The sequence below is a fragment of the Sphingobium xenophagum genome (genome assembly GCF_031457465.1).
Taxonomy (GTDB): Bacteria; Pseudomonadota; Alphaproteobacteria; order Sphingomonadales; family Sphingomonadaceae; genus Sphingobium; species Sphingobium xenophagum_A.
This window is the reverse complement of the sequence record NZ_JAVDWV010000009.1, coordinates 150,917-173,108: the sequence shown is the minus strand read 5'-3', so window position 1 is coordinate 173,108 and position 22,192 is coordinate 150,917. Positions and strand designations below refer to the sequence as shown.

The window sequence follows — 22,192 nt, the reverse complement described above, 5'->3', positions numbered from 1 at the left end:
CGCGGACGACCAGAGGATAGGCTGACGATGAAGGAATTTCCGCCCGTGGATATGGCTCTCGCCAGCGATACTGCCGCCGGATCGCCGCGCATCGCGGTCATCCTGCCCTGCTATAATGAGGCCGGGGCCATCGTGCAGACCGTTGCCGACTTCCGCCGCGCGCTTCCGCAGGCCATCATCTACGTCTTCGACAATAATAGCAGCGACGGCAGCCGCGATCTCGCTGCCGAAGCAGGCGCCATCGTCCGCCGCGTGTCGCAACAGGGCAAGGGCCATGTCGTGCGCCGCATGTTCGCCGACGTCGATGCCGACATCTACATCATGGCCGATGGCGACGCGACCTACGAAGCCGCCGCTGCCCCGGCGATGGTGGCCGCCATGCTCGCCGACAATCTCGACATGGTCGTCGGCTGTCGCAAGAGCGAGGCGGAAGAAGCCTATCGCCCTGGCCATCGCCTCGGCAACTGGGCGCTGACCGGGTTACTCAAGCAACTGTTCGGCCGCAGCTTCACCGACATATTGTCAGGCTATCGCGTCTTTTCGCGCCGCTTCGTCAAAAGCTTCCCGGTGCTATCCGCCGGATTCGAGATCGAAACCGAGATCAGCGTCCACGCGCTCGAACTCGCCATGCCGGTGTCCGAAGTCATCACCGCCTATGGCGCGCGACCCGAAGGCTCGGTCAGCAAGCTCAGCACCTATCGCGATGGCTTCCGCATCCTGCGCACCATCATCACCCTCTATCGCATCGAGCGGCCGGTGCTGTTCTTCGGCATCATCGCCGCTTTCCTGGCGCTGCTGGCGCTCGGCCTCGCCGCGCCCCTGATCGTCACCTATATGGAAACGGGCCTCGTACCACGCTTTCCGACCGCCATTTTGGTGACCGGGCTGGTGATCCTCTCTACCCTCTCGGCCATGTGCGGCCTGATCCTCGATACCGTCGTGCGGGGCCGCCGCGAGGTGCGTCGTCTGGCCTATCTTGCCCACCGCGCGCCGTCCGATTACGCCGCGCGCGACTAGCCCGATCCCGCTGCACCTGTTCCCCCTTGAACCTGCCGCCTTTTGTGACGATGTAGGGCCGGGCAGAAGCAGATGACTGAAAGAGCATAATGACCGATATCATGACCAACCCCATGGCCGCGCTGGTCCCCATCGTTATCGAACAGTCGAACCGTGGCGAGCGCAGCTTCGACATTTTCTCGCGCCTGTTGCGCGAACGGATCATCTTCGTGACGGGCCAGGTCGAAGATCATATGGCCTCGCTGATCGTAGCCCAGTTGCTGTTCCTCGAATCGGAAAATCCGAAGAAGGACATCTGGATGTATATCAACTCGCCTGGCGGCGTGGTGACGTCCGGCATGGCGATCCACGACACGATGAAATATATCCGGCCTCAGGTCGGCACCGTCTGCATCGGCCAGGCCGCCTCGATGGGCAGCTTCCTGCTGGCTGCGGGCGAACCGGGCAAGCGGATTGCGCTGTCGAACGCGCGCATCATGGTGCATCAGCCGTCCGGCGGCGCGCAGGGCATGGCCAGCGATATCGAGATCCAGGCCAAGGAAATCCTGCGTATCCGCCGTCGCCTGAACGATCTTTATGCCAAATATACCGGCCGTCCGCTGGCGGAAGTCGAAAAGGCGATGGATCGCGACACCTTCCTCGAAGCGGACGAGGCGAAGGCCTTCGGTCTCGTCGATGAAGTGTTCGATCAGCGGCCTTCCCTGGCCGATCCGTCGGATAGTTGATGGCTGACTTTGCCGCGGCGCGCCACTTCTCCCCTTGTGGAACCGGCGCGCCACGGTCTAGGATGGCCTTTGGACCAGAATATCCCTCGCCGATGCGATCAGGTAGGTCGTCAAAGCGGCAGGGAAGAAAGAATGGCGAATGACTAAGCTTACCGGCTCCGATTCAAAAAGCACGCTTTACTGCTCCTTCTGCGGCAAATCGCAGCATGAGGTGCGGAAGCTGATCGCGGGGCCGACCGTGTTCATCTGCGACGAATGCGTGGAACTGTGCAACGACATCATTCGCGAGGAGACCAAGGGCGGTCTCGTCGGGCGGAAGGATGGCGGTGTGCCGACCCCGCAGGAAATCTGCGATGTGCTGGACGATTATGTGATTGGCCAGAACCGGGCGAAGCGCGTTCTCTCCGTCGCGGTCCATAACCATTATAAGCGCCTCAATCATGGCAGCAAGCCGGGCGAGGTTGAGCTGGCCAAGTCCAACATCCTGCTCGTCGGCCCCACCGGCTGCGGCAAGACCTTGCTCGCGCAGACGCTGGCCAAGACGTTCGACGTGCCCTTCACCATGGCGGATGCCACGACGCTGACCGAAGCGGGCTATGTCGGCGAGGATGTCGAGAATATCATCCTCAAGCTGCTCCAGGCGTCCGACTATAATGTCGAAAAGGCGCAGCGCGGCATCGTCTATATCGACGAAATCGACAAGATCAGCCGCAAGGCCGAAAACCCGTCCATCACCCGCGACGTATCGGGGGAGGGCGTGCAGCAGGCGCTGCTCAAGCTGATGGAAGGCACCACCGCGTCGGTGCCACCGCAGGGAGGGCGCAAGCATCCGCAGCAGGAGTTTCTGCAGGTCGATACGACCAACATCCTGTTCATCTGCGGCGGGGCCTTTGCGGGTCTGGAAAAGATCATTGGCGACCGTCTGGAAGCCAAGTCGATCGGCTTCGGCGCCTATGTCGCCGCGCCCGAAGAGCGCAAGACCGGCGAACTGCTGCGTTCGAGCGAACCGGAAGATCTGCTGAAGTTCGGCCTCATCCCGGAATTTGTCGGTCGTCTGCCTGTCATCGCGACGCTGGAAGATCTGGACGTCTCCGCGCTGGTGAAGATTCTGGTCGAGCCGAAGAACGCGCTGGTCAAGCAATATGGCAAGCTGTTCGACATGGAGAATGTGGATCTCAGCTTCACCGACGACGCGCTGACCGCGATCGCCAAGCGCGCGATCGAACGCAAGACCGGCGCGCGCGGCCTTCGCTCCATCCTCGAATCGATCCTGCTCGACACCATGTTCGATCTCCCCTCGATGCAGGGTGTCGGCGAAGTGGTGGTCGACAAGGATGTCGTCGCGGGCAAGAAAGAGCCGGTTCGGGTATTCAGCGAAAAGCAGAAGCGCGCCGAAGACGCGGCCTGACGCTCTCGATTCCATTTGATCCTGCAAGGGGCCGGCGCGCGATCGTCGACCCCTTTTCATGCCCAACGGGTGCGACGCACAAAAAATCCTATTGCGTTGCAAAATTGCACCAATGGGCAACTAACGCCTCGTGCGGTCGGTAAGTCACTAAAATGCAATGATTTGTGGCCAGAGGCGAGGCGTCCCCAAGCGCAACGGCGCGGGGTGGTGGAGGAATGTGACAGTCGTGATGCTGCATTGTAACAAATTTGCAATCAGAGCATCACAGGGCCGTCGCCAGTAACCGCCAAATGCGGTCCCGGCTTGAGAGAACAGCACAGCACAGGCGCCCACGCGCCACCTTTGAAAAAGGGAAAAGGGTCAAATGAAACAGTTTCTAATGGGCAGCGCCGCGATCATCGCCGTCGCCATTCCCGGCACCGCCTTCGCGCAGTCGACCGGCTCGAATGATTTTGAAGGCTCCATCATTGTTACCGGCGCACGAATTGATCAAGGCGTCGGCGGCGTCAAGATCCCTGACTCGCCAAAGGCGAAGGTTGTGCTGGGTCAGGAAATCATCCAGGCGCAGCGTCCCGGCCAGACCATCAACGAAATCATCAACCTGGTGCCGGGCGTCAGCTTCACCAACAACGATCCCTGGGGTTCGTCGGGCGGCAGCTTCACCATCCGCGGCTTCAGCTCGGATCGTATTTCGCAGACATTCGACGGTATCCCGCTCAATGACTCGGGCAACTACGCGATCTACACCAACCAGCAGGTTGATGCCGAACTGATCCAGAACGTCAACGTCAACCTGGGTTCGACCGACGTCGATAGTCCCACGGCAGCGGCCGTCGGCGGCACCGTCAACATCCAGACGATGGAACCGAGCGACGAATATGGCGTGTTGGCCAGCGTCAGCTACGGCAACATCCTCGCGGACGGCGCGGGCGATCGCCCTTATTTCCGCATGTTCGGCGTCGTGAACACCGGCGACCTGACCGGCCATGGCACCAAGGCATGGTTCTCGGCTTCGCGCCTCAAGAACGACGCGGCCTTCGCCAACTATGGCAAGGTGTACAAGCAGCAATACAACGCCAAAATCTGGCAGGACATTGGTGACAATGGCGATTTCATCGCGCTGTCGGGCCACTATAACCAGAACCGTAACAATTTCGGTGGTTCGCCGCTGCGCGCCAACGCCATCACCGGTGACAAGTCGGGTCGCTTCTACAATATCGGCAGCGCCGCAACTGGTGGCGGCTATCCGTGCAATGTCAGCGCAACCAGCACGCCGAACACTTGCGGTACCGAATTCGAACGTCGCTTCAACCCGTCCAACACCGGCAACGTTCGCCTGAACTCGAAGTTCACGCTGACGGATCGCCTGATCTTCTCGGTCGATGGTGCCTATCAGTGGGTGAAGGCCAACGGCGGCGGCACCACCAGCGCCAACGAAACGCTCTTTACCGATGCGACCGGTTTTTCCGGGACCGGCAACTATAATGGCAGCTTCTACTTCGGTCGGGATCTGAACGGCGACGGCGTCCTTGGTCGCGTAACCGTGTTGCAGCCCAGCCAGACCAACACACGCCGCTGGGTCGGCATCGCCAACCTCGCTTACGAGATCAGCGATGCGCACCGCGTTCGCCTGTCCTACTCCTATGATCGTGCGCGCCACCGCCAGACTGGCGCTGCGGGCTTCCTGGATCAGGGCGGCACGCCTTTTGACGTGTTCCCGATCAACGATCCGATCGCTGATGCGGCTGGCAATGTGCTGCAAAAGCGTGACCGCAAGTCGATCGCCGAACTCAACCAGATCGCCGGTGAATATCGCGGACAGTTTTTCGAGGACAGCCTGACCGTCCTGATCGGCGCGCGCATGCCATTCTTCAAGCGTGAGCTTGACCAGAATTGCTTCACCACCAGCTCGGGTGGCTTCGTAAACTGCGTGCCGGAAGATCAGCTGGCTGCCTATATTGCCACCCATCCCTACAGCTATAACGCGACCACCGGTCGCGCGACGGGTTCCGCTCTGCCGCAGGAACGCAAGCTGAAGTACGACAAGTTTCTGCCGAACATCGGCGCGACCTTCAAGATCACGCCGGAAATCAGCATCGCGGGCAGCTATGCCAAGAATATCTCGGTGCCTAGCACCGACGCGCTCTACAATGCCTTCGTCTTCCCGGCGGACAGCGACTCGGCCTACCGCGTCGCCGAAACCTCGGACAGCTTCGACGCCAGCATCCGCTACAATTCGTCGAAGGTGCAGGCTGCGATCACCGGCTGGTATTCGAAGTACAAGAACCGTCTCGTCACCGCCTATGACATTGACGGCAACGGCACCGACACCAACCTGGGTCCGGTCAAGAAATATGGCATCGACAGCAGCATTTCCTATAGCCCGATCAACGAAATCACCGCCTACCTGTTCGGTTCCTACATCAAGTCGGAAATCCAGAATGACACCGTCACGGCCAGCTGCGCTCTCGACAGTGACATTCAGCTCGCTGGCCTTTGCTACACGCAGGATGGCGTCAACTTTCTGCGTACAGCAGGTAAGCGTGAACGCAGTGCGCCGAAATATCTGTACGGTGGCCGCCTCCAGGGCAATCTGGGCGATTTCACCATGGGCGTTCAGGCCAAGAAGACCAGCTCGCGCTTCATGAACGACATCAACGGCAACGTGCAGACCGCGACGACCAGCACGGGCGTTACCAAGCTGATCGCTCCGGGTGCGAAATTTGGTGCCTACACTGTCGTAGACCTCGATATCCGCTACTCTCTCGCGAGCCTCGGCATGGAGAAGGGCGCGATTCAGCTCAACGTCAGCAACCTGTTCGACAAATTCTATGTCGGCTCGTTCAGCGGTGGTCTGGACACGCTCGCCAGCTCTTCGTCAGCCTTCGTGAACTTCGGCTCACCGCGCGCGATCAGCGCCTCGCTGATCGTCGGCTTCTAAGCGCGAACGACACCAGAAACAGAAAAGGGCGGGGAGCAATCCCCGCCCTTTTTCTATGCCTGCAATCGCGCTGTCCTACTTGGCTACGCCCGCCTATTAAAGGATATCACCCATTAGGCCGCACTTGCCGATAGGATCAGCCGCGCACAACTTTATGTCGAAATCTGCGGGAAATGTGCGAAGTTAAGAGGAGGCGTCACCGCAAACAGCTATCCAGCCCATCCCGCTGCACCACGCCGATCCGCGCGGCGATCGTGTTACCGTAGCGGCGGGTAAAGCCCGATGGCGCAACGGCGGCGCGCTTCTTGGGCAGGGGAAGGACGGCGGCGATGCGCGCGGCTTCGGCGCGCGTCAACTGGGCCGCGCCATGGTTGAAATAGCGGATCGCGCCCGCCTGCGCACCATAGGTGCCGATGCCGGTTTCCGCGACGTTCAGATAGACTTCCATGATCCGGTGCTTGCCCCACACCGCTTCGATCAGCACCGTGAACCAGGCCTCCAGCCCCTTGCGCACAAATCCGCCGCCCTGCCACAGGAACACATTCTTTGCCGTCTGCTGGCTGATCGTCGATCCGCCCCGGATGCGCCCGCCGCTGGCATTGTTCAAGGCGGCCTTGGTGATGGCATCGACATCGAACCCATGGTGGGAACAGAATTTGCCATCCTCCGCCGCGATCGCCGCCCGTGCCATGTCGGGGTCCATCTCGTCCAGCGGCATCCAGTCCTTGGTGATGCCATTGGGATCAAGCAGCATGGTAAGCGTGACAGGCGGCGGCACGAACCGATAGACGACCACCATCATCAGCGACAGGACGACGAAGCCGAGAATGATCTTGAAAGGAAGGACGATCCAGCGCGAACGCCGTTTGGGAGAGCGGAGGGATTTTGCGGTCATGGCAGGAACGTAACGCACTCCCGCCACGCCGCTCAACCCGCGCGCACAAAAAAGGCCCCGGCGCAAAACGCCGGAGCCTCGTAACTGTCGCGATCTAATCCGTCAGGCGGCGGCGAAGCGCGCCATCTGCCCGATGCGATCACCGGCGATCCGCATCATCGCCTTTTGCAGCTTCTCAAACGCCCGCACCTCGATCTGGCGCACCCGCTCGCGGCTGACGCCATAGACCTGGCTCAGTTCCTCCAGCGTCTTGGGTTCCTCGGCCAGACGGCGTTCGGCCAGGATATGCTTCTCGCGATCATTAAGGTCGGTCATCGCCTCTTCCAGCATCTCATGGCGCAGATGGCGCTCCTGCTCGTCGGCAACACGCTCATCCTGCAAGGGATCATGATCCTGCAACCAGTCCTGCCACTGGCCCTCGCCATCTTCGCGCATCGGCACGTTGAGCGAGGTGTCGCCCCCCATCGCCATGCGCCGGTTCATCGAGATGACGTCGGCCTCCGAAACGCCCAGATCGGTGGCGATCTTGGTCACGTCTTCGGGGCGAAGGTCGCCATCCTCGAACGCTTCGATATTATTCTTCATCCGGCGCAGGTTGAAGAACAGCTTCTTCTGCGCAGCGGTCGTGCCCATTTTCACGAGCGACCAGGACCGCAGGATGAACTCCTGGATCGAGGCGCGAATCCACCACATGGCATAAGTGGCCAGTCGAAAGCCGCGATCGGCCTCGAACTTCTTCACGCCCTGCATCAGGCCGATATTGCCTTCGGAAATCAGCTCGCTGACCGGCAGGCCATAGCCGCGATAGCCCATGGCGATCTTCGCCACGAGGCGCAGATGCGACGTCACCAGTTGCGCTGCCGCCTCCGGGTCCTGATGCTCTTCATAGCGTTTCGCCAGCATATATTCCTGCTCAGGGGTGAGCAGCGGAAATTTGCGAATCTCCGACAGATAGCGGTTGAGGCTGGCTTCACCGCCCAGCGCCGGAACCGCGGGGACATTGCTCTTGTTGGCCATGTCGCTTCACCTTTCCCTTTCATGCGCGGCGGGACCCAGAAGAGGCGTCCGATCCACCGTCGCAAACTTGTCGAAACCTATACTCTAAGCTCGCTTAACAGTTCCTGCATGTCCATGGGTAATGCACTTTGGAACAGCAGGAGCGAACCTGTTACCGGATGTATGAACCCCAGGGTTTTGGCATGCAATGCCTGCCTTCCGAAACCCAGCGTTTCCAGTATTGATTTGAAACCTTTTCTTTCCCTACCGTAAACCGGGTCCCCGATCAAGGGGTGGCCGATATGGGCCATATGCACCCGAACCTGATGCGTCCGCCCGGTTTCCAGCCGACATTCGACCATCGCCGCGCTTCTCAGCCGCTCCTCCATCCGATAATGGGTAACGGCATGCTTGCCGCGCCCTTCCCGATGAACCGCCATCTTCTTTCGATCAGCGTCGGATCGACCGACCCAGGCATCCACCGTGCCGGTCGGCGGCACCGGATGCCCGTAGACGATCGCGGCATAGAGGCGGTCGATGCTGTGATCCTTGAACTGGAGCGCCAGGCCTTCATGCGCCCGGTCTGTCTTGGCAACGACCAACAGGCCCGATGTATCCTTGTCGATGCGATGCACGATGCCGGGACGGGCGACGCCGCCAATGCCCGACAACTGCCCTGCGCAATGGTGCAGCAGCGCATTGACCAGCGTGCCGTCGAGATTGCCTGCCGCAGGATGGACCACCAGCCCGGCGGGCTTGTCGACGACGATGAGGTCGGCATCTTCATGAACGATGGTCAGCGGAATATCCTGCGCCACCGCATCCAGCGCCACGGGGGCGGGGAGGGTGACGGTGAAGCGTTGTCCGCTCGCGACCTTCAGTGAGGCGCTGAGCTTCAAACTCTGGCCCCGCGCGCGGACATGGCCCTCGCCGATCAGTGCCTTGAGTCGTTCGCGCGACAGGTCGGGCAACAGGTCCGCCAGCGCACGGTCCAGCCGCTGGCCATCCTGCGCCGCGTCGATAATTGCTTCGATGATGGAAACCCCCGCGGCCATTGGCTAGGGATGTAGGCATGAGAGTGATGATTGCAAGCCTGCTGCTGGACCGGATCGTTGCGCTCGCGGCGGCGGAGGAAAACGAGATTTGCGGTCTCTTGCTGGGCACGGCGGCTGGGCACATCATGGCGATCGCCCCGGCCGCCAATGTCGCGGCTGACCCGGCGCGTCATTTCGAACTCGATCCCACGGTGCTGATCGCCGCGCACCGGGCGGCGCGGTCGGGTGGCCCCAACGTGATCGGCCATTATCATTCACATCCATCGGGCGTGGCCATTCCTTCCGCGACCGACGCGGCCTGCGCCAGCCCCGATGGCAGCTTGTGGCTGATCGTGGCGGGCAACGAAGCGCGGCTATGGATCGCACAGGCGGGAGAGGCCGGGCAGGTGACTTTCAAGGAGGGGATGCTCGACATAAGGTGAGGGAAAGGGGGCGAGCCGGGCTTGCATCGCGCGGCGCAGCGGCGCATTAGCCATGCGAACCTCTTGTCCTGACCATTATCCGGCGATCCAGACCCCGCATGACCGACCCGACCGACAGCATCGAATTTGCCAGCCTGCTCTGTTCGCGCCTGTGCCATGACTTGCTCAGTCCGGTCGGCGCGCTCAATAATGGGCTTGAGTTGATGGCGGACGAGACGGACCCGGAAATGCGCCAGCGTTGCCTCGACCTGCTGGGCGACAGCGCGCGAACGTCCGCGAACAAGCTGAAATTTTTCCGTCTGGCCTTCGGTTCAGCGGGCGGATTCGGCGACATGGTGCCGCCGCATGAAGCGCGTGTCGCGATCGAAGGCATGTTCGTCGCGACTGGCCGGGTCAAGGTCGGCTGGATGGTCGAGGAACAGATGCTCAGCAAGCTGGCGGTCAAGGTGCTGCTCAATCTGGCGCTGATTGCGGGCGATGCCCTGGTGCGCGGCGGCCAGCTCGACATTGGCGCGGAAGCGCGACCGGGCGTTACGGAAATTGTCGTGCGCGGTGAAGGGCCCAAAGTCGTGCTCGACCCTGATCTGCGCGCGGCGCTGGCAGGCACTCTGCCGGTAGAGGGACTGGCGTCACGGACAGCGGCGGCGTGGATGGTGCGCTCGCTGGTCACCGGGGCAGGGGGAGAAATCGCCCTGTCGTCGCCGGGCGACCCGATATTGTTGTTCGGCGCGTCGATACCGGGCTGAGTCCGGACAGCCATTTCACTCGCTTATCGCACCTAAACTACTCACTCACGTCGATCGGACGCGCTGATGTGCGGTGCCCGCTGGTCATGAAAGGCGATTTATGATCGACGCTGGAAGAGAGCATAAAGCTCAGACAGGCGTAAACCACCTATATGCGGCATCGGATCGTCTTTGCTAGCTATTTAGTCCCGGCATTTGATGGTGCATTATTCAGCCTGGTCCCACTCGCCACGCGGCAGGCGATATTGATCGGGTATCTCATCAATGGCAACCCGTCGCGTCCAGTGAATGTCTTCCTTAATCACGCGCGCCGGAATTCCAGCATGCACGCATTCAGGTGCCAAGTCGCCGGAAGCGACGGCGCATTGCGCGAGTACGGCCCCCATGCCGATCCGCGTACCCTTGTTGACCCGCGCGCTGTTGCCGAGCCACACATGGTGGTCGATGAAGACATCGGCCGCAGCGTTTAGCAGTGCACCAGTCTTATTATCCCAGATGCCATGGCCATCGCTGGTACGGATCATGACCCGGTTGGAGAACATGCAATCATTGCCGATAATCACGGCCTTGCCGCGATCGCAAAGTATCCTGCCGCTCTCCCACGTCGTCTTCGCGCCGATAACAACCAGACCGTCGTCAGCCTGGACATGAATTTCTCCGGTCTTAAGTCGTGCACGGGGGCCGATGATAACCCTCGCCCGGTCACCTGTAATGAATATCTTGGTACCCAACAGCCGGGTACTTTCGCCTACATAGACTGCACTGTCCGTCCCTTCGATCGTAATCTGGGAAAACGCCTTCACATTGCGCGCGAACAGCACGGATTCTGGCTCTGGCGCGCTGATGACCAGGCGCGGCGATGGGGTCGGATTCCGCAACAGCTCTGGATCGCCCACGTCAATCTCTGGACAGAGTGCCAGCGCACGATCCATCTGCAATGCAACCATTATCGCCCCCATTATGAGATTGTTGGAGGATTGAATGACATCCTTCGGTCGTAAATACGAGAGAGCTTTAGCTGAGCGCTATGCGCCGAAAATAAGGCTCTTCTTAGGTGTTTCTGGCTGATAGATAAGCTGTGGCCTACAAACGGCCCGCCAGATATGCTCTAGCGTCCACAACGTCGGCGCTGCCTTTGGATATATTTCCATGGACGCGATCATGGATCATGCTCTGTCACATCGTCCACGCGAGTAGGTTAAATAAGCCAAAGCCGAGATAGATCTGGGCTAAAATCCAAGGAGATCGAGAGTTCGTCCCCTTATATGGCCTGCTAAATGTCTGAAAAATGGTAGCGGAGGAGGGACTTGAACCCCCGACACGCGGATTATGATTCCGCTGCTCTAACCAGCTGAGCTACTCCGCCCCTTGGGGCCTCGCAAGGCAACATGGCCCTGCGGTGAGGCGGCGCTATACGCAGCGGCGGCGGGTCGGTCAACGGGGCTTTTTGCGATTATTTGCGCCGCACGCGCCAACCGGCTGGCAGCGCCACCGGATAGCCCGCCATCGCGCCCGAATCGATCGCGCCGATCGCTGCGCTGACCATCGGGCCAAGCTGCGTCATGTCGGGATTATGGCCCGCGCCCGGCACCGTCAGCATGGCCGCAGGCCCGCGCGCGGCAGCGAACAGCGCGTCGGCCTGTGCCATGTCGACCCGGTCGTCGGCGGTCCCCTGTATCATCACCAACGGCGCGCCGATCTTCGTCACCGCGTCCAGATTATTCCATTTGTCGGGCAGCAGCAGGCCGACCCCGCCGGGCGCCGATTCTTCCAGCTTGTCGAAGGTCGAAAGCGTGACCACCCCCGCCACCTTCACCGTCGCCGCGACATGCAGCGCCACCGCGCCGCCCAGCGAATGGCCGACCAGGAACAGCCGCGCGTCCGGCCCGATCAGATCACGCGCCGCCGCCACGAAGCTGCGCCCGTCCGCCACCAGCCCGGCCTGCGTCGGCGTGCCCGGATTGCCGCCAAAGCCGCGATAGGACACCACGATCACATGGTCGCCCTTGCCCGCCAGATGTTCGGCATAGCGCGCGCCGATCCCCTGATGCGATCCCCGCCCATGGAAGAAGAGGATGACGTCGCGGTCGGCCGGGTCGCCTGGCCAATAATAGCCGCTCAGCGCCAGCCCGTACTCGCTCCGCACCGGCAGGGCCACAGGCACCGTCTTCGTCCATTGCGCCACCTGCACCGGCGCGGCATCGGCCCGGTATATCTGTTCGCGCACGGTCGAGGCGCAGGCGCTCAGCGCCAGCATGGCGGCCAGCAGTCCGCCGATCATCCTGTTCATGGCTCACCTTCTGCCCGATCCCCGTTCTGGCGCAAGGAATAATGAAATCCGCCGGACCCGTGTCATTTTTCTGTTGCAATCCCTTTTGCCCCACGTCCTAATGTTGCGACGCACAACCGGCCGTCCTGGCCGAGGGAGGAACGTCCACTTGCCCTTCCACGAAATGTTTGAGCCTGATGGTTCGATACGCGCCTGTTACGCCGAAGTGCAGAAATGGGTGGAACGAACGGGCATATCCGGGCTCAACCGTCGACTGGATGAGGCAGAGGCGATCTTTCGCCGCATCGGCATCACCTTCGCGGTCTATGGCGAGGGCGGCGACCCGGAACGGCTGATCCCCTTCGACCTGTTGCCGCGCATCTTCACCGCGCAGGAATGGCGCGTGCTGGACAAGGGCATCCGCCAGCGCGCCCGCGCGCTCAACGCCTTCCTGCACGATGTCTATCATCGCGGCGAGATCGTGAAGGCCGGCATCATGCCGGCCGACATCATCTACAAGAACAGCGCCTATCTCGCGGAAATGGCGGACTTTTCCCCACCCGGCAAAGTCTACAGCCATATCGTCGGCATCGACATCGTCCGCACTGGCCCTGGCAGTTTCGAAGTGCTGGAGGATAATTGCCGCACCCCGTCTGGTGTCTCCTACATGCTCGAAAACCGGGAGATCATGACGCGCATGTTCCCCGAATTGTTCGCCGCCGGGATCGTCGCGCCGGTCGATGACTATCCCGCCGAACTGCTCAAGAGCCTCAAGGAAGTCGCGCCGCCCGCCTGCAAGGGCGATCCGGTCGTAGTCGTCCTCACCCCCGGCTCGCTCAACAGCGCCTATTATGAGCATAGTTTCCTCGCCGACCTGATGGGCGTCGAGCTGGTCGAACCCGCCGACCTGTTCGTTGATAATGACCGGGTGTGGATGAAGACCACGCTGGGACCAAAGGCGGTCGACGTCATCTATCGCCGTATCGACGACGAATATCTCGACCCGCTCGTGTTCCGCGCCGACAGCCTGCTCGGCGTCCCCGGCATCTTCAACGTCTATCGCAAGGGCGGGGTGACGCTCGCCTCGGCCCCCGGATCGGGCATCGCCGACGACAAGGCGGTCTATATCTACGTGCCGGAGATGATCCGCTTCTATCTCGGCGAAAAGCCGATCCTCGACAACATCCAGACCTGGCAATGCGGCAAGCCCGACGAATGCGCCTATGTGCTGGAACATCTGCACGAACTGGTGGCCAAGGAAGTCCATGGGTCGGGCGGATACGGCATGTTGATCGGTCCCAAATCGACCAAGGACGAGGTAGCCGCCTATGCCGACCGCATCCGCGCCAATCCCAAGGAATTCATCGCCCAGCCGACGCTCGACCTCTCGACCGTCCCGACGCTCGGCCCCGCCGCCGTCGTCGGCCGCCACGCCGACTTCCGCCCCTATTGCCTGGTCGGCAAGCAATTGCGCCTCGTCCCCGGCGGCCTGACCCGCGTGGCCCTGACCGAAGGGTCGCTGGTGGTCAATTCCAGCCAGGGCGGCGGGGTCAAGGACACCTGGGTGTTGCAGGATTGATGATGGCCACCCCGTCCATTCACCCCACACGTCATCCCCGCGGAGGCGGGGATCCATCTCCGGGCCTCACCTCATGCGGAACGCTTGGGAGATGGGTTCCCGCCTTCGCGGGAATGACGGAAGAAGAGGGCATGACCAAATGCTGAGCCGGACCGCCGAAAATCTCTTCTGGATGGCGCGCTACATGGAGCGGGCGGAGGCCACCGCGCGCCTGCTCACCATGGGCCAGCGCATGGCGATCCTGCCCGGTGCGCACCATCGCGACGAATGGCGATCGGTGGTCCGCGCGGCGGGCTCCGGCGACCAGTTTCCCGAAGGCGTGCAGGTCACCGAAAGCGACGCCGTCGCCTATCTGATGCTGGACCTCGACAATAGCAGCTCGATCCGCTCCTGCCTGGCCAAGGCGCGCGCCAACGCCAAGTCGGCCCGCACCATGCTCACGCAGGATATGTGGGAAGCGCTCAACGACGGCTGGCGCAAGCTTGACAGCTATGATGTCGGCGAAGCCCGCCAGCAGCTCCCGGCGCTCATCGACTGGGTCAAGACCCGCGTCATGACCTTCCGCGGCGCGACTCATTCGGGGCAGCTACGCAACGAAGGCCACGATTTCCTGCGCTGCGGCTCGGCGCTCGAACGCGCGCAGATGACGCTGCGCCTGCTCGACGTCAAATATTATGTCCTGCTGCCCGAAACCGAAGTGATCGGTGGCAATCGCGACCATTATCAATGGACTTCGGTCCTCTACGCGCTGTCCGGCGCGCGCGCCTATCATCATGTCTATGGTGGCACCTACACGCCCTGGCAGATCACCGACTTCCTGATGCTCAACCGCATGTTCCCGCGCAGTGTCGCCTTCTGTTACGACCAGCTCGCCTATCGGCTCAACCGCCTGTCGGGCTGGCATGACAAGCGCGGCCCCTGCAATGACACGATCGAGCAGATGGTGAGCGCGCTGGAGCAGCTCGACAGCGGCGAAATCTTCCGCTTCGGCCTGCATGAAACAGTGCAGCAGGGGCTGTTGATGACCAACCAGTTGGGCGTCGAAATCGCCCAGACCTATCATTTCGGCTGATCGGGGGAGGGGGCGCTCGCGATGAAATTGCTGGTCCGGCATCAGACCGTCTATTCCTACGACCCCTCGGCGGGCCGGGTGGTGATGCGGCTGAAACTGATGCCGGTCGACACGCCCGCGCAGACGGTGCTGGACTGGAAGGTCAGCGTCAATGACGCGCCGGTCACCGGCTTTCACGGCAACAGCAATGGCGAGATGGAGGCGCTTTGGGTGCGTCACGATCAGCTCGGCCAAGCGGTGATCGTCGCTGAAGGCCTCGTCGAAACGCGCGAAACCCATGGCGTCGTCGGCGGCCCCATCAGCCGCGTGAACCCGCTCTATTTCCTGCGCGATACGCCGCTCACCCGCGCGTCGGACGCCATCGCCGCCATGGCTCTGGCGCTGCCCGACGGCAACGGACCGCTCGCCCGGCTCCACGCGCTCGCCGCCGCCGTAACCGACGCCGTCACCTATCGCGCTGGTGTCACCACATCGGCCACCACGGCTGCGCAGGCCTTTACCCTTGGCGCGGGCGTGTGTCAGGATCATGCCCAGATCTTCATCGCGGGCGCGCGCGTCCTCGGCATCCCCGCCCGCTATGTTTCGGGCTATCTGCTCACCAGCGAAGGCAATGAGCTACACGAAACCCATGGCTGGGCCGAAGCACTGGTGCCGGGCCTCGGCTGGGTCGGTTTCGACCCCTCCAACCGCGTCTGCGTCACCGAACGCTATCTGCGCGTGGCGAGCGGCCTGGATGCCGATGACGCCGCGCCGATCCGGGGCACCATCATGGTTGCGGGCGATATCCTGATTGACGCGGACGTCCGTATCGCGCAGGCGGATGACGGGATCGAGGAACGGCAGTTGCAACGGCAACAACAGCAAAATAGTCCGCCGCCCGGTCTACAGGGTTGAGTCAGATATTTCGGGAGCCTGCGGGGAATGACCTATTGTGTGGCGGTGCGCGTGGACCAGGGGCTGGTCATGCTGTCCGACACCCGCACCAATGCGGGCATGGACAATATCGCCCGCTTTCGTAAGAGCTTCACCTATCTGGTCGAGGGCGAACGCGCGATCACCCTGCTCTGTTCGGGCAATCTGTCGATCACCCAGGGGGTGAAGGCGACGCTGAGCAAAGCTATCAAGGACGCCAAGCTCGACCCCGAGATCGAAACCATCCTCAATTGCAGCACCATGTATCGTGTGGCCCAGATCGTCGGCGACGCCATGCGCGCGATGCAGACGCGCTATCGCGAAAGCATCGAAATGGGCGGATCGGGTGCCAGCGCCTCGATCATGATCGCGGGCCAGCGCCGGGGCGGCAAGCCGCGCCTCTACCTCGTCTACTCCGCCGGCAATTTCATCGAAGCGACCGAAGACACGCCCTTCTTCCAGATCGGCGAGCATAAATATGGCAAGCCCATCCTCGACCGCATCATCGCCCGAGAAACCAGCCTGGAGGACGCGACCAAGGCGGTGCTGGTGTCGATGGATTCGACCCTGCGCTCCAACCTCTCGGTGGGTATGCCACTCGACCTCGCCGTCATTCCAACCGACGCCTATGACTTTCGCGTGCGCACCCGCATCGAAGCCGACAATGAGGAATTTGCCATGATCTCCCAAAGCTGGAGCGCCGCGCTCCGCAAGGGGTTCGAGGATTTGCCCAACGTATTGGATTAAGTCGGGGCCGCCCTTTTCGGCCAATGCAGGCCCAGGCCATTGTCTCGCCACGCCCAGCGGCCTATCGCGCAGTCCATGAAGATTCTGGTCGATGCCGATGCCTGCCCCGTTAAGGAAGAGATTTACAAGGTCGCCTTCCGCCATGCCGTGCCGGTGACGATCGTCAGCAACAGCCCGATCCGCATCCCAGCGCACGACCTGCTAGACCGGGTGGTGGTAAGCGACGGCTTCGATGCGGCCGATGACTGGATCGCGGAGCGGGCGGACGCCGGGACGGTTTGCATCACCGCCGACATCTTGCTCGCCGATCGCTGCCTCAAGGCTGGCGCGGTGGTGATCTCGTCCAACGGCAAGCCCTTCACCCACAGTTCCATCGGCGCGGCCATCGCGACTCGCGCGATCATGGCGGACTTGCGCGCGGGTGGCGATCAGATCGGCGGGCCACCGCCTTTCAGCAAAAGCGACCGATCGCGCTTCCTCTCCGCACTGGACGAGGCGCTGGTGCGTCTCAAGCGAGGCCGATAATGGCGGATTGGGACGCGATCATCCTGGGCGCGGGCGCGGCGGGGATGATGTGCGCGGCGATAGCGGGTCAGCGGGGTAAGCGCGTGCTGCTGGTCGATCATGCCGATCAGCCGGGCAAGAAGATCCTCATTTCCGGCGGTGGCCGCTGCAACTTCACCAACATCCACACCGCCGCCGACCGCTATCTGTCCGCCAACCCCCATTTCGCCAAATCGGCGCTGGGCCGCTACAGCGCGCAGGATTTCATCGCGCTCGTCGATCGCTATGGCATCGCCTGGCATGAAAAGACGCTGGGGCAATTATTTTGCGATGGGTCGGCCAAACAGATCGTCGCGATGCTGGAAGAAGAATGCGCCATCGGTGGCGTCACCATGGCGCTGGCGCAGCCGGTGAGCGACGTGACCCATGGCGACGGCCTTTATCGGGTCAAGCTGGGCGCGGTCGACCATCGCGCGCCCGCTTTGGTGCTGGCGACCGGCGGACCGTCCATCCCCAAAATGGGTGCGACCGGCTTTGCCTATGATATCGCGCGACAGTTCGGCCTCGCCATCGTCCAGCCGCGCCCCGCGCTTGTCCCCTTCACGCTGGGCGAAGAAGACGCTCTGTTTCAGGCGCTGTCGGGCGTCTCCGCCCCCGTCGAGGTGCGCTGGAACAAAACCCGCTTTCGCGAGGCTGCGCTTTTCACCCATCGCGGCCTGTCCGGCCCGGCGATGCTCCAGATCAGCAGCTATTGGCAGCACCGCACCCCCATCCAGGTCGATTTCCTGCCCGACCTCGATGCCGACTGGCTCATCCAGGCAAAGCGCGACCGCCCCCGCGCTGCCTTACGCAAGGTGGTAGGGCAGGCGCTGACCGAACGACTCGCCGACGCGCTGCTTGAGCGGGTCGGACTTGAAGGCGAAATGGGCAATCTCTCCGACAAAGCGCTGCGGCAATTGGGTGCCCGCCTCCACGACTGGCCCTTCGCCCCCACCGGGACGGAAGGCTATGCCAAGGCCGAAGTGACCGTCGGCGGCATCGCCACCGCTGGCCTGTCATCCCGCACGATGGAGGCGACCAAGATGCCCGGCCTCTATGCCATCGGCGAAGCGGTGGACGTCACAGGCTGGCTTGGCGGCTATAATTTCCAATGGGCCTGGGCGAGCGGCTGGGCGGCAGGGCAAGCGGTCTGAACGCCGCCGCCGTTTTCACTCCACCTTCGCGAAAATCTCCATGATCGCTTCCAGCGCTGCCGGGCTTTCGATCGTCGCGGGCATCGCGATCGTTTCGCCCGCCGCGACCTGACGCAGCGCCGCGCGCAATATCTTGCCTGACCGCGTCTTGGGCAGGGCACCGACGATATGCACGTCTTTCAGCGCCGCCACCGGCCCCAGTTCGTCGCGCACCGCCTTGATGATCTCGGCCCCCAGCGCCGCCGCGTCCCACTCGCCTGTCCGCGCGACGACGAAGGCCATCGGCACCATGCCTTTCAACGCATCGTCCACGCCGATCACCGCGCATTCGGACACCAGCGGATGACAGGCGACGATCTGCTCCATCTGCCCGGTGGACAGGCGGTGGCCCGCGACATTGATGATGTCGTCGGTGCGCCCCATGATGTTGACGAAGCCGTCAGCATCGACATGGCCCGCATCGCCCGTCTCATAATGGCCGGGGAAACCGGCAAAGGCCTTGGCGAAGCCCGCTTCGTTGTTCCACAGCCCGGCATAGCAGCCCGGCGGCAGCGGCAGCGTCATGACCACATTGCCCGTTTCGCCGGGTGCAACGTCCACGCCGCCATCGTCCACCACGCGAAAGCCATAGCCCGGCACCGGGAAGCCCGCGCTCCCCGCCTTGCGCCGCGTATCGCCGAGGCCAAAACAGGTCGCAAGCGCTGGCCAGCCCAGTTCCGTCTGCCACCAATGGTCGATCACCGGCAGGTTGAGCTGCGCTTCGGCCCAATGGATCGTGTCCGGGTCGGCCCGCTCGCCCGCCAGGAACAGCGCGCGCAAATTACCCGTGCCGATCTGGCGGATATAGTCGCCCTCCGGGTCTTCCTTGCGCACCGCGCGGATCGCGGTCGGCGCAGTGAAGAAGATGCGGACATTGTTGCGGACAATGGTCCGCCAGAATGTGCCCGCATCCGGCGTGCCCACCGGCTTGCCCTCGAACAACAATGTCGTCGCGCCCGCCAGCAACGGCCCATAGGCGATATAGCTATGCCCCACGACCCAGCCGACATCGGACGCCGCCCAGAAAACCTCGCCCGGACGAATGCCGTAGATATGCGCCATGCTCCAGGCGATCGCCACCGCATGACCGCCATTCTGCCGCACCACGCCCTTGGGCGTGCCGGTCGTACCCGACGTATAAAGAATATAGAGTGGATGAGTCGCCTCGACGGGCACGCAATCGACCGGCTGCGCCTCCGCCAGCGTGTCCGCCCAATCAAGGTCGCGGCCCTCCTGCATCGGCGCGATGGCTTGGGGCCGTTGCAGCAGGATGACGCGCTCGATCCGGTGGATCGCCATCTGCAGCGCCTTGTCCACCAGGGGCTTGTACGGAATGACCTTGCTGCCCTCGATCCCGCAGGATGCCGTCATTAGCAGGGTGGGCGTCGCATCGTCGATCCGCTTGGCGAGTTCAGGCGCGGCGAAGCCGCCGAACACCACTGAATGGATCGCGCCGATCCGGGCGCAGGCCAGCATCGCGATCACCGCCTGCGGCACCATCGGCATGTAGAGGATGACCCGGTCGCCCTTGCCGACGCCTTGGTCCGCGATCATGCCAGCGGTGCGCGCCACCGCGTCCTGCAACTCAGCAAAGGAGAACGTCAGGTGCGTGTCGGTCACCGGGCTTTCGTAGATCAGCGCCAGATCGTCGCCGCGCCCCGCCGCGACATGGCGGTCGACCGCATTATGGCATGTGTTCATCAGGCCGCCCGCAAACCAGCCTTCGCCCTCGCTCCAGGCGCGCACCGGCGGCACCTGCCACTCGATCGCCTGCGCCGCGTCCAGCCAATAGGCTTCGCGATCGTCCTGACTGCGCATCTGTGCGTCCAGATAGGCCTGCGACATGTTTTTCTCTCCCATGTTGGAAATAATGATGCCGCAAAACTGTAGGAAAGGCCATTCGACGTTAGTCGGGCAGATTGTACGCGACATAAAATAAGGGCGGCCTCCTATTGGTGGCCGCCCCTGATTCCATTGTACGGGTCGCTGTACTAGTCGTCGATATTGCGCTTGAACGTCTCCGGCAGGAACAGCAGGCCGATGACTACCGTGGCGGCCGCAACGACCACCGGATACCATAGACCATAATAGATGTTCCCGGTCGCCGCCACCATGGCGAAGGCCGTCGTCGGCAGGAAACCGCCGAACCAGCCATTGCCGATATGATAGGGCAGCGACATCGACGTGTAGCGGATGCGGCTGGGGAAGAGTTCCACCAGCATCGCGGCGATCGGTCCATAGACCATCGTCACCAACATCGCGAGCGCCCACAGGATCGCCACGACCGCGACCTTGTTGATCTTCGCGGTGTCCGCCTTGGCCGGATAGCCCGCATCGACCAGACCCGCCTGCAACTGCGCCTGATAGGCCGCGATTGCCGCTTTCTTGTCCGGTCCCGCCAGCGTGGCGGCATCGGGCGCGGTCAGGCTGACGCTGCCGATCCTGACCACCGCAGGCGTGCCTGCAGCGGCTTCGACATTGTCATAGCTGACCCCGGTCTTGGCCATATAGGTCTTGGCGACGTCGCAGCTCGACGTGTCGAACTTGTTCTTGCCGACCGGATCGAACTGGAACGAACATTCGGGCTTATAGGCGACGATCGTCACAGGCGCCGACGCCTGCGCCGCCGCCAGCGCCGGGTTGGCCGCATTGGTCAACGCCCCGAACAGCGGGAAGTAGGTCATCGCCGCAAGCGCACAACCGCCAAGAATGATCGGCTTGCGGCCGATCTTGTCGGACAACCAGCCGAAGAAGACGAAGAAGGGGGTAGCCAATGCGAGCGCGATGGCGATCAGGATATTGGCCGTCGCCCCATCCACCCGCAGCGTCTTTTCCAGGAAGAACAGCGCATAGAATTGCCCGGCATACCAGACCACCGCCTGACCCATGACCGCACCCAGCAGCGCGATGATGACCCAGCGCAGATTGCCCCATTTGCCAAAGGCTTCGGTCAACGGTGCCTTCGACGTGGTGCCTTCGTCCTTCATCTTCTGGAAGACGGGGCTTTCGTTGAGCTGCAGGCGGATCCACATCGACACGCCGAGCAGGAAGATCGAGATCAGGAAAGGCAGGCGCCAGCCCCAGGCGGCGAAGGCTTCCTCGCCCAGCGCGAAGCGGAAGCCGATGACCACCAACAGCGCCGCGAACAGGCCGAAGGTGGCCGTGGTCTGGATCCAACTGGTATAGAGGCCGCGTTTGCCCTCCGGCGCATGTTCAGCGACATAGGTTGCCGCCCCGCCATATTCGCCACCCAGCGCCAGGCCTTGCGCCAGACGCAGGACCAGCAGGATGACCGGCGCTGCAACACCGATGCTGGCATAATTGGGCAGGACGCCGACCGCGAAGGTCGACAGGCCCATAATGCCCATGGTGACGAGAAACGTATTCTTGCGCCCGACCATGTCGCCGATCCGCCCGAACACGATCGCGCCGAACGGCCGCACCGCAAAACCGGCGGCAAAGGCGGCGAGGGCAAAGATGAACCCCGTCGTCTCGTTCACGCCGGAGAAGAATTGCGCCGAGATATAGGTGGCCAGCAGGCCGTAAAGATAGAAGTCATACCATTCGAACACCGTGCCCAGCGATGACGCGGCAATGACGAGCTTCTCATTCTGCCCCGTCACGCTGCGCTTTGGCTGGCCGTCGTCATATGTTGTCGCCATCTGCCCTCTC

General features: G+C 62.4%; 19 protein-coding genes and 1 tRNA gene. 12 read left to right on the top strand and 8 right to left on the bottom strand.

What is annotated here, in order from left to right; translation table 11 throughout:
- The first annotated feature begins 27 nt into the window (after window positions 1–27).
- From J2W40_RS11310 to J2W40_RS11295, 4 genes are all read left to right on the top strand, one after another.
- Window positions 28–1,017, top strand: coding sequence for a glycosyltransferase family 2 protein (locus J2W40_RS11310; protein WP_310224760.1), 990 nt, complete (start codon window positions 28–30; stop codon window positions 1,015–1,017).
- Window positions 1,018–1,106: 89 nt separating this feature from the next.
- Window positions 1,107–1,742 (top strand): ATP-dependent Clp protease proteolytic subunit, encoded by a 636-nt coding sequence (locus J2W40_RS11305; protein ID WP_310224758.1) that lies wholly within the window; start codon window positions 1,107–1,109, stop codon window positions 1,740–1,742.
- A 139-nt stretch (window positions 1,743–1,881) separates the two neighbouring features.
- Window positions 1,882–3,150: an ATP-dependent Clp protease ATP-binding subunit ClpX gene (clpX, locus tag J2W40_RS11300; RefSeq protein WP_310224756.1), complete on the top strand. Its 1,269-nt coding sequence runs from the start codon at window positions 1,882–1,884 to the stop codon at window positions 3,148–3,150.
- Window positions 3,151–3,514: 364 nt separating this feature from the next.
- Window positions 3,515–6,091, top strand: coding sequence for a TonB-dependent receptor (locus tag J2W40_RS11295; protein ID WP_310224754.1), 2,577 nt, complete (start codon window positions 3,515–3,517; stop codon window positions 6,089–6,091).
- A gap of 196 nt (window positions 6,092–6,287) precedes the next feature.
- Here the strand turns inward: J2W40_RS11295 and mtgA are convergent, their stop codons facing one another.
- The 3 genes from mtgA to J2W40_RS11280 all read right to left on the bottom strand — a co-directional run bounded on the left by mtgA (window position 6,288) and on the right by J2W40_RS11280 (window position 9,037).
- Window positions 6,288–6,986 carry a monofunctional biosynthetic peptidoglycan transglycosylase gene (mtgA, locus tag J2W40_RS11290; RefSeq protein WP_310224752.1) on the bottom strand — a complete coding sequence of 233 codons (699 nt, stop codon included), beginning with the start codon at window positions 6,984–6,986 and terminating at the stop codon, window positions 6,288–6,290.
- Between the two features lie 102 nt (window positions 6,987–7,088).
- Window positions 7,089–8,003 carry an RNA polymerase sigma factor RpoH gene (rpoH, locus tag J2W40_RS11285; protein ID WP_310224749.1) on the bottom strand — a complete coding sequence of 305 codons (915 nt, stop codon included), beginning with the start codon at window positions 8,001–8,003 and terminating at the stop codon, window positions 7,089–7,091.
- Between the two features lie 77 nt (window positions 8,004–8,080).
- Entirely contained in the window at window positions 8,081–9,037 is a 957-nt protein-coding gene (locus tag J2W40_RS11280; protein WP_310224747.1) for an RluA family pseudouridine synthase, read from the bottom strand.
- A 17-nt stretch (window positions 9,038–9,054) separates the two neighbouring features.
- Between J2W40_RS11280 and J2W40_RS11275 the strand changes: the two genes are divergently transcribed.
- Complete coding sequence (locus J2W40_RS11275) at window positions 9,055–9,459, top strand: M67 family metallopeptidase (RefSeq protein WP_310224745.1); 405 nt, start codon at window positions 9,055–9,057, stop codon at window positions 9,457–9,459.
- Between the two features lie 98 nt (window positions 9,460–9,557).
- The gene (locus J2W40_RS11270; protein ID WP_310224744.1) at window positions 9,558–10,205 is read left to right on the top strand and encodes a histidine phosphotransferase family protein; all 648 of its coding nucleotides are present in this window, start codon (window positions 9,558–9,560) and stop codon (window positions 10,203–10,205) included.
- A gap of 206 nt (window positions 10,206–10,411) precedes the next feature.
- On the opposite strand, the gene J2W40_RS11265 is transcribed toward J2W40_RS11270, so the two are convergent.
- The 3 genes from J2W40_RS11265 to J2W40_RS11255 form a co-directional block, all read right to left on the bottom strand.
- Window positions 10,412–11,152 carry an acyltransferase gene (locus J2W40_RS11265; protein ID WP_310224742.1) on the bottom strand — a complete coding sequence of 247 codons (741 nt, stop codon included), beginning with the start codon at window positions 11,150–11,152 and terminating at the stop codon, window positions 10,412–10,414.
- Window positions 11,153–11,494: 342 nt separating this feature from the next.
- A tRNA-Met gene (locus J2W40_RS11260) sits at window positions 11,495–11,571 on the bottom strand.
- An 87-nt stretch (window positions 11,572–11,658) separates the two neighbouring features.
- Window positions 11,659–12,495, bottom strand: a complete 837-nt coding sequence (locus J2W40_RS11255) for an alpha/beta hydrolase (protein WP_310224740.1) — start codon at window positions 12,493–12,495, stop codon at window positions 11,659–11,661.
- A 148-nt stretch (window positions 12,496–12,643) separates the two neighbouring features.
- On the opposite strand from J2W40_RS11255, the gene J2W40_RS11250 reads away from it, so the two are divergent.
- The 6 genes from J2W40_RS11250 (at window position 12,644) to J2W40_RS11225 (ending at window position 18,481) form a co-directional block, all read left to right on the top strand.
- Window positions 12,644–14,053, top strand: a complete 1,410-nt coding sequence (locus J2W40_RS11250) for a circularly permuted type 2 ATP-grasp protein (protein ID WP_037476536.1) — start codon at window positions 12,644–12,646, stop codon at window positions 14,051–14,053.
- A 139-nt stretch (window positions 14,054–14,192) separates the two neighbouring features.
- Window positions 14,193–15,125, top strand: coding sequence for an alpha-E domain-containing protein (locus J2W40_RS11245; protein ID WP_310224738.1), 933 nt, complete (start codon window positions 14,193–14,195; stop codon window positions 15,123–15,125).
- A 21-nt stretch (window positions 15,126–15,146) separates the two neighbouring features.
- Complete coding sequence (locus J2W40_RS11240) at window positions 15,147–16,019, top strand: transglutaminase family protein (RefSeq protein ID WP_310224736.1); 873 nt, start codon at window positions 15,147–15,149, stop codon at window positions 16,017–16,019.
- 27 nt (window positions 16,020–16,046) lie between these two features.
- Window positions 16,047–16,784 carry a proteasome-type protease gene (locus J2W40_RS11235; protein WP_310224734.1) on the top strand — a complete coding sequence of 246 codons (738 nt, stop codon included), beginning with the start codon at window positions 16,047–16,049 and terminating at the stop codon, window positions 16,782–16,784.
- A gap of 75 nt (window positions 16,785–16,859) precedes the next feature.
- Window positions 16,860–17,309 carry a YaiI/YqxD family protein gene (locus J2W40_RS11230; protein ID WP_310224732.1) on the top strand — a complete coding sequence of 150 codons (450 nt, stop codon included), beginning with the start codon at window positions 16,860–16,862 and terminating at the stop codon, window positions 17,307–17,309.
- Entirely contained in the window at window positions 17,309–18,481 is a 1,173-nt protein-coding gene (locus tag J2W40_RS11225) for a BaiN/RdsA family NAD(P)/FAD-dependent oxidoreductase (protein WP_310224729.1), read from the top strand. The genes J2W40_RS11230 and J2W40_RS11225 overlap by 1 nt, the downstream gene beginning before the upstream one ends.
- A gap of 15 nt (window positions 18,482–18,496) precedes the next feature.
- On the opposite strand, the gene J2W40_RS11220 is transcribed toward J2W40_RS11225, so the two are convergent.
- Entirely contained in the window at window positions 18,497–20,365 is a 1,869-nt protein-coding gene (locus J2W40_RS11220; RefSeq protein ID WP_310224727.1) for an AMP-binding protein, read from the bottom strand.
- A 146-nt stretch (window positions 20,366–20,511) separates the two neighbouring features.
- Window positions 20,512–22,182 carry an MFS transporter gene (locus tag J2W40_RS11215; RefSeq protein ID WP_310224725.1) on the bottom strand — a complete coding sequence of 557 codons (1,671 nt, stop codon included), beginning with the start codon at window positions 22,180–22,182 and terminating at the stop codon, window positions 20,512–20,514.
- Between the last annotated feature and the right edge of the window lie 10 nt (window positions 22,183–22,192).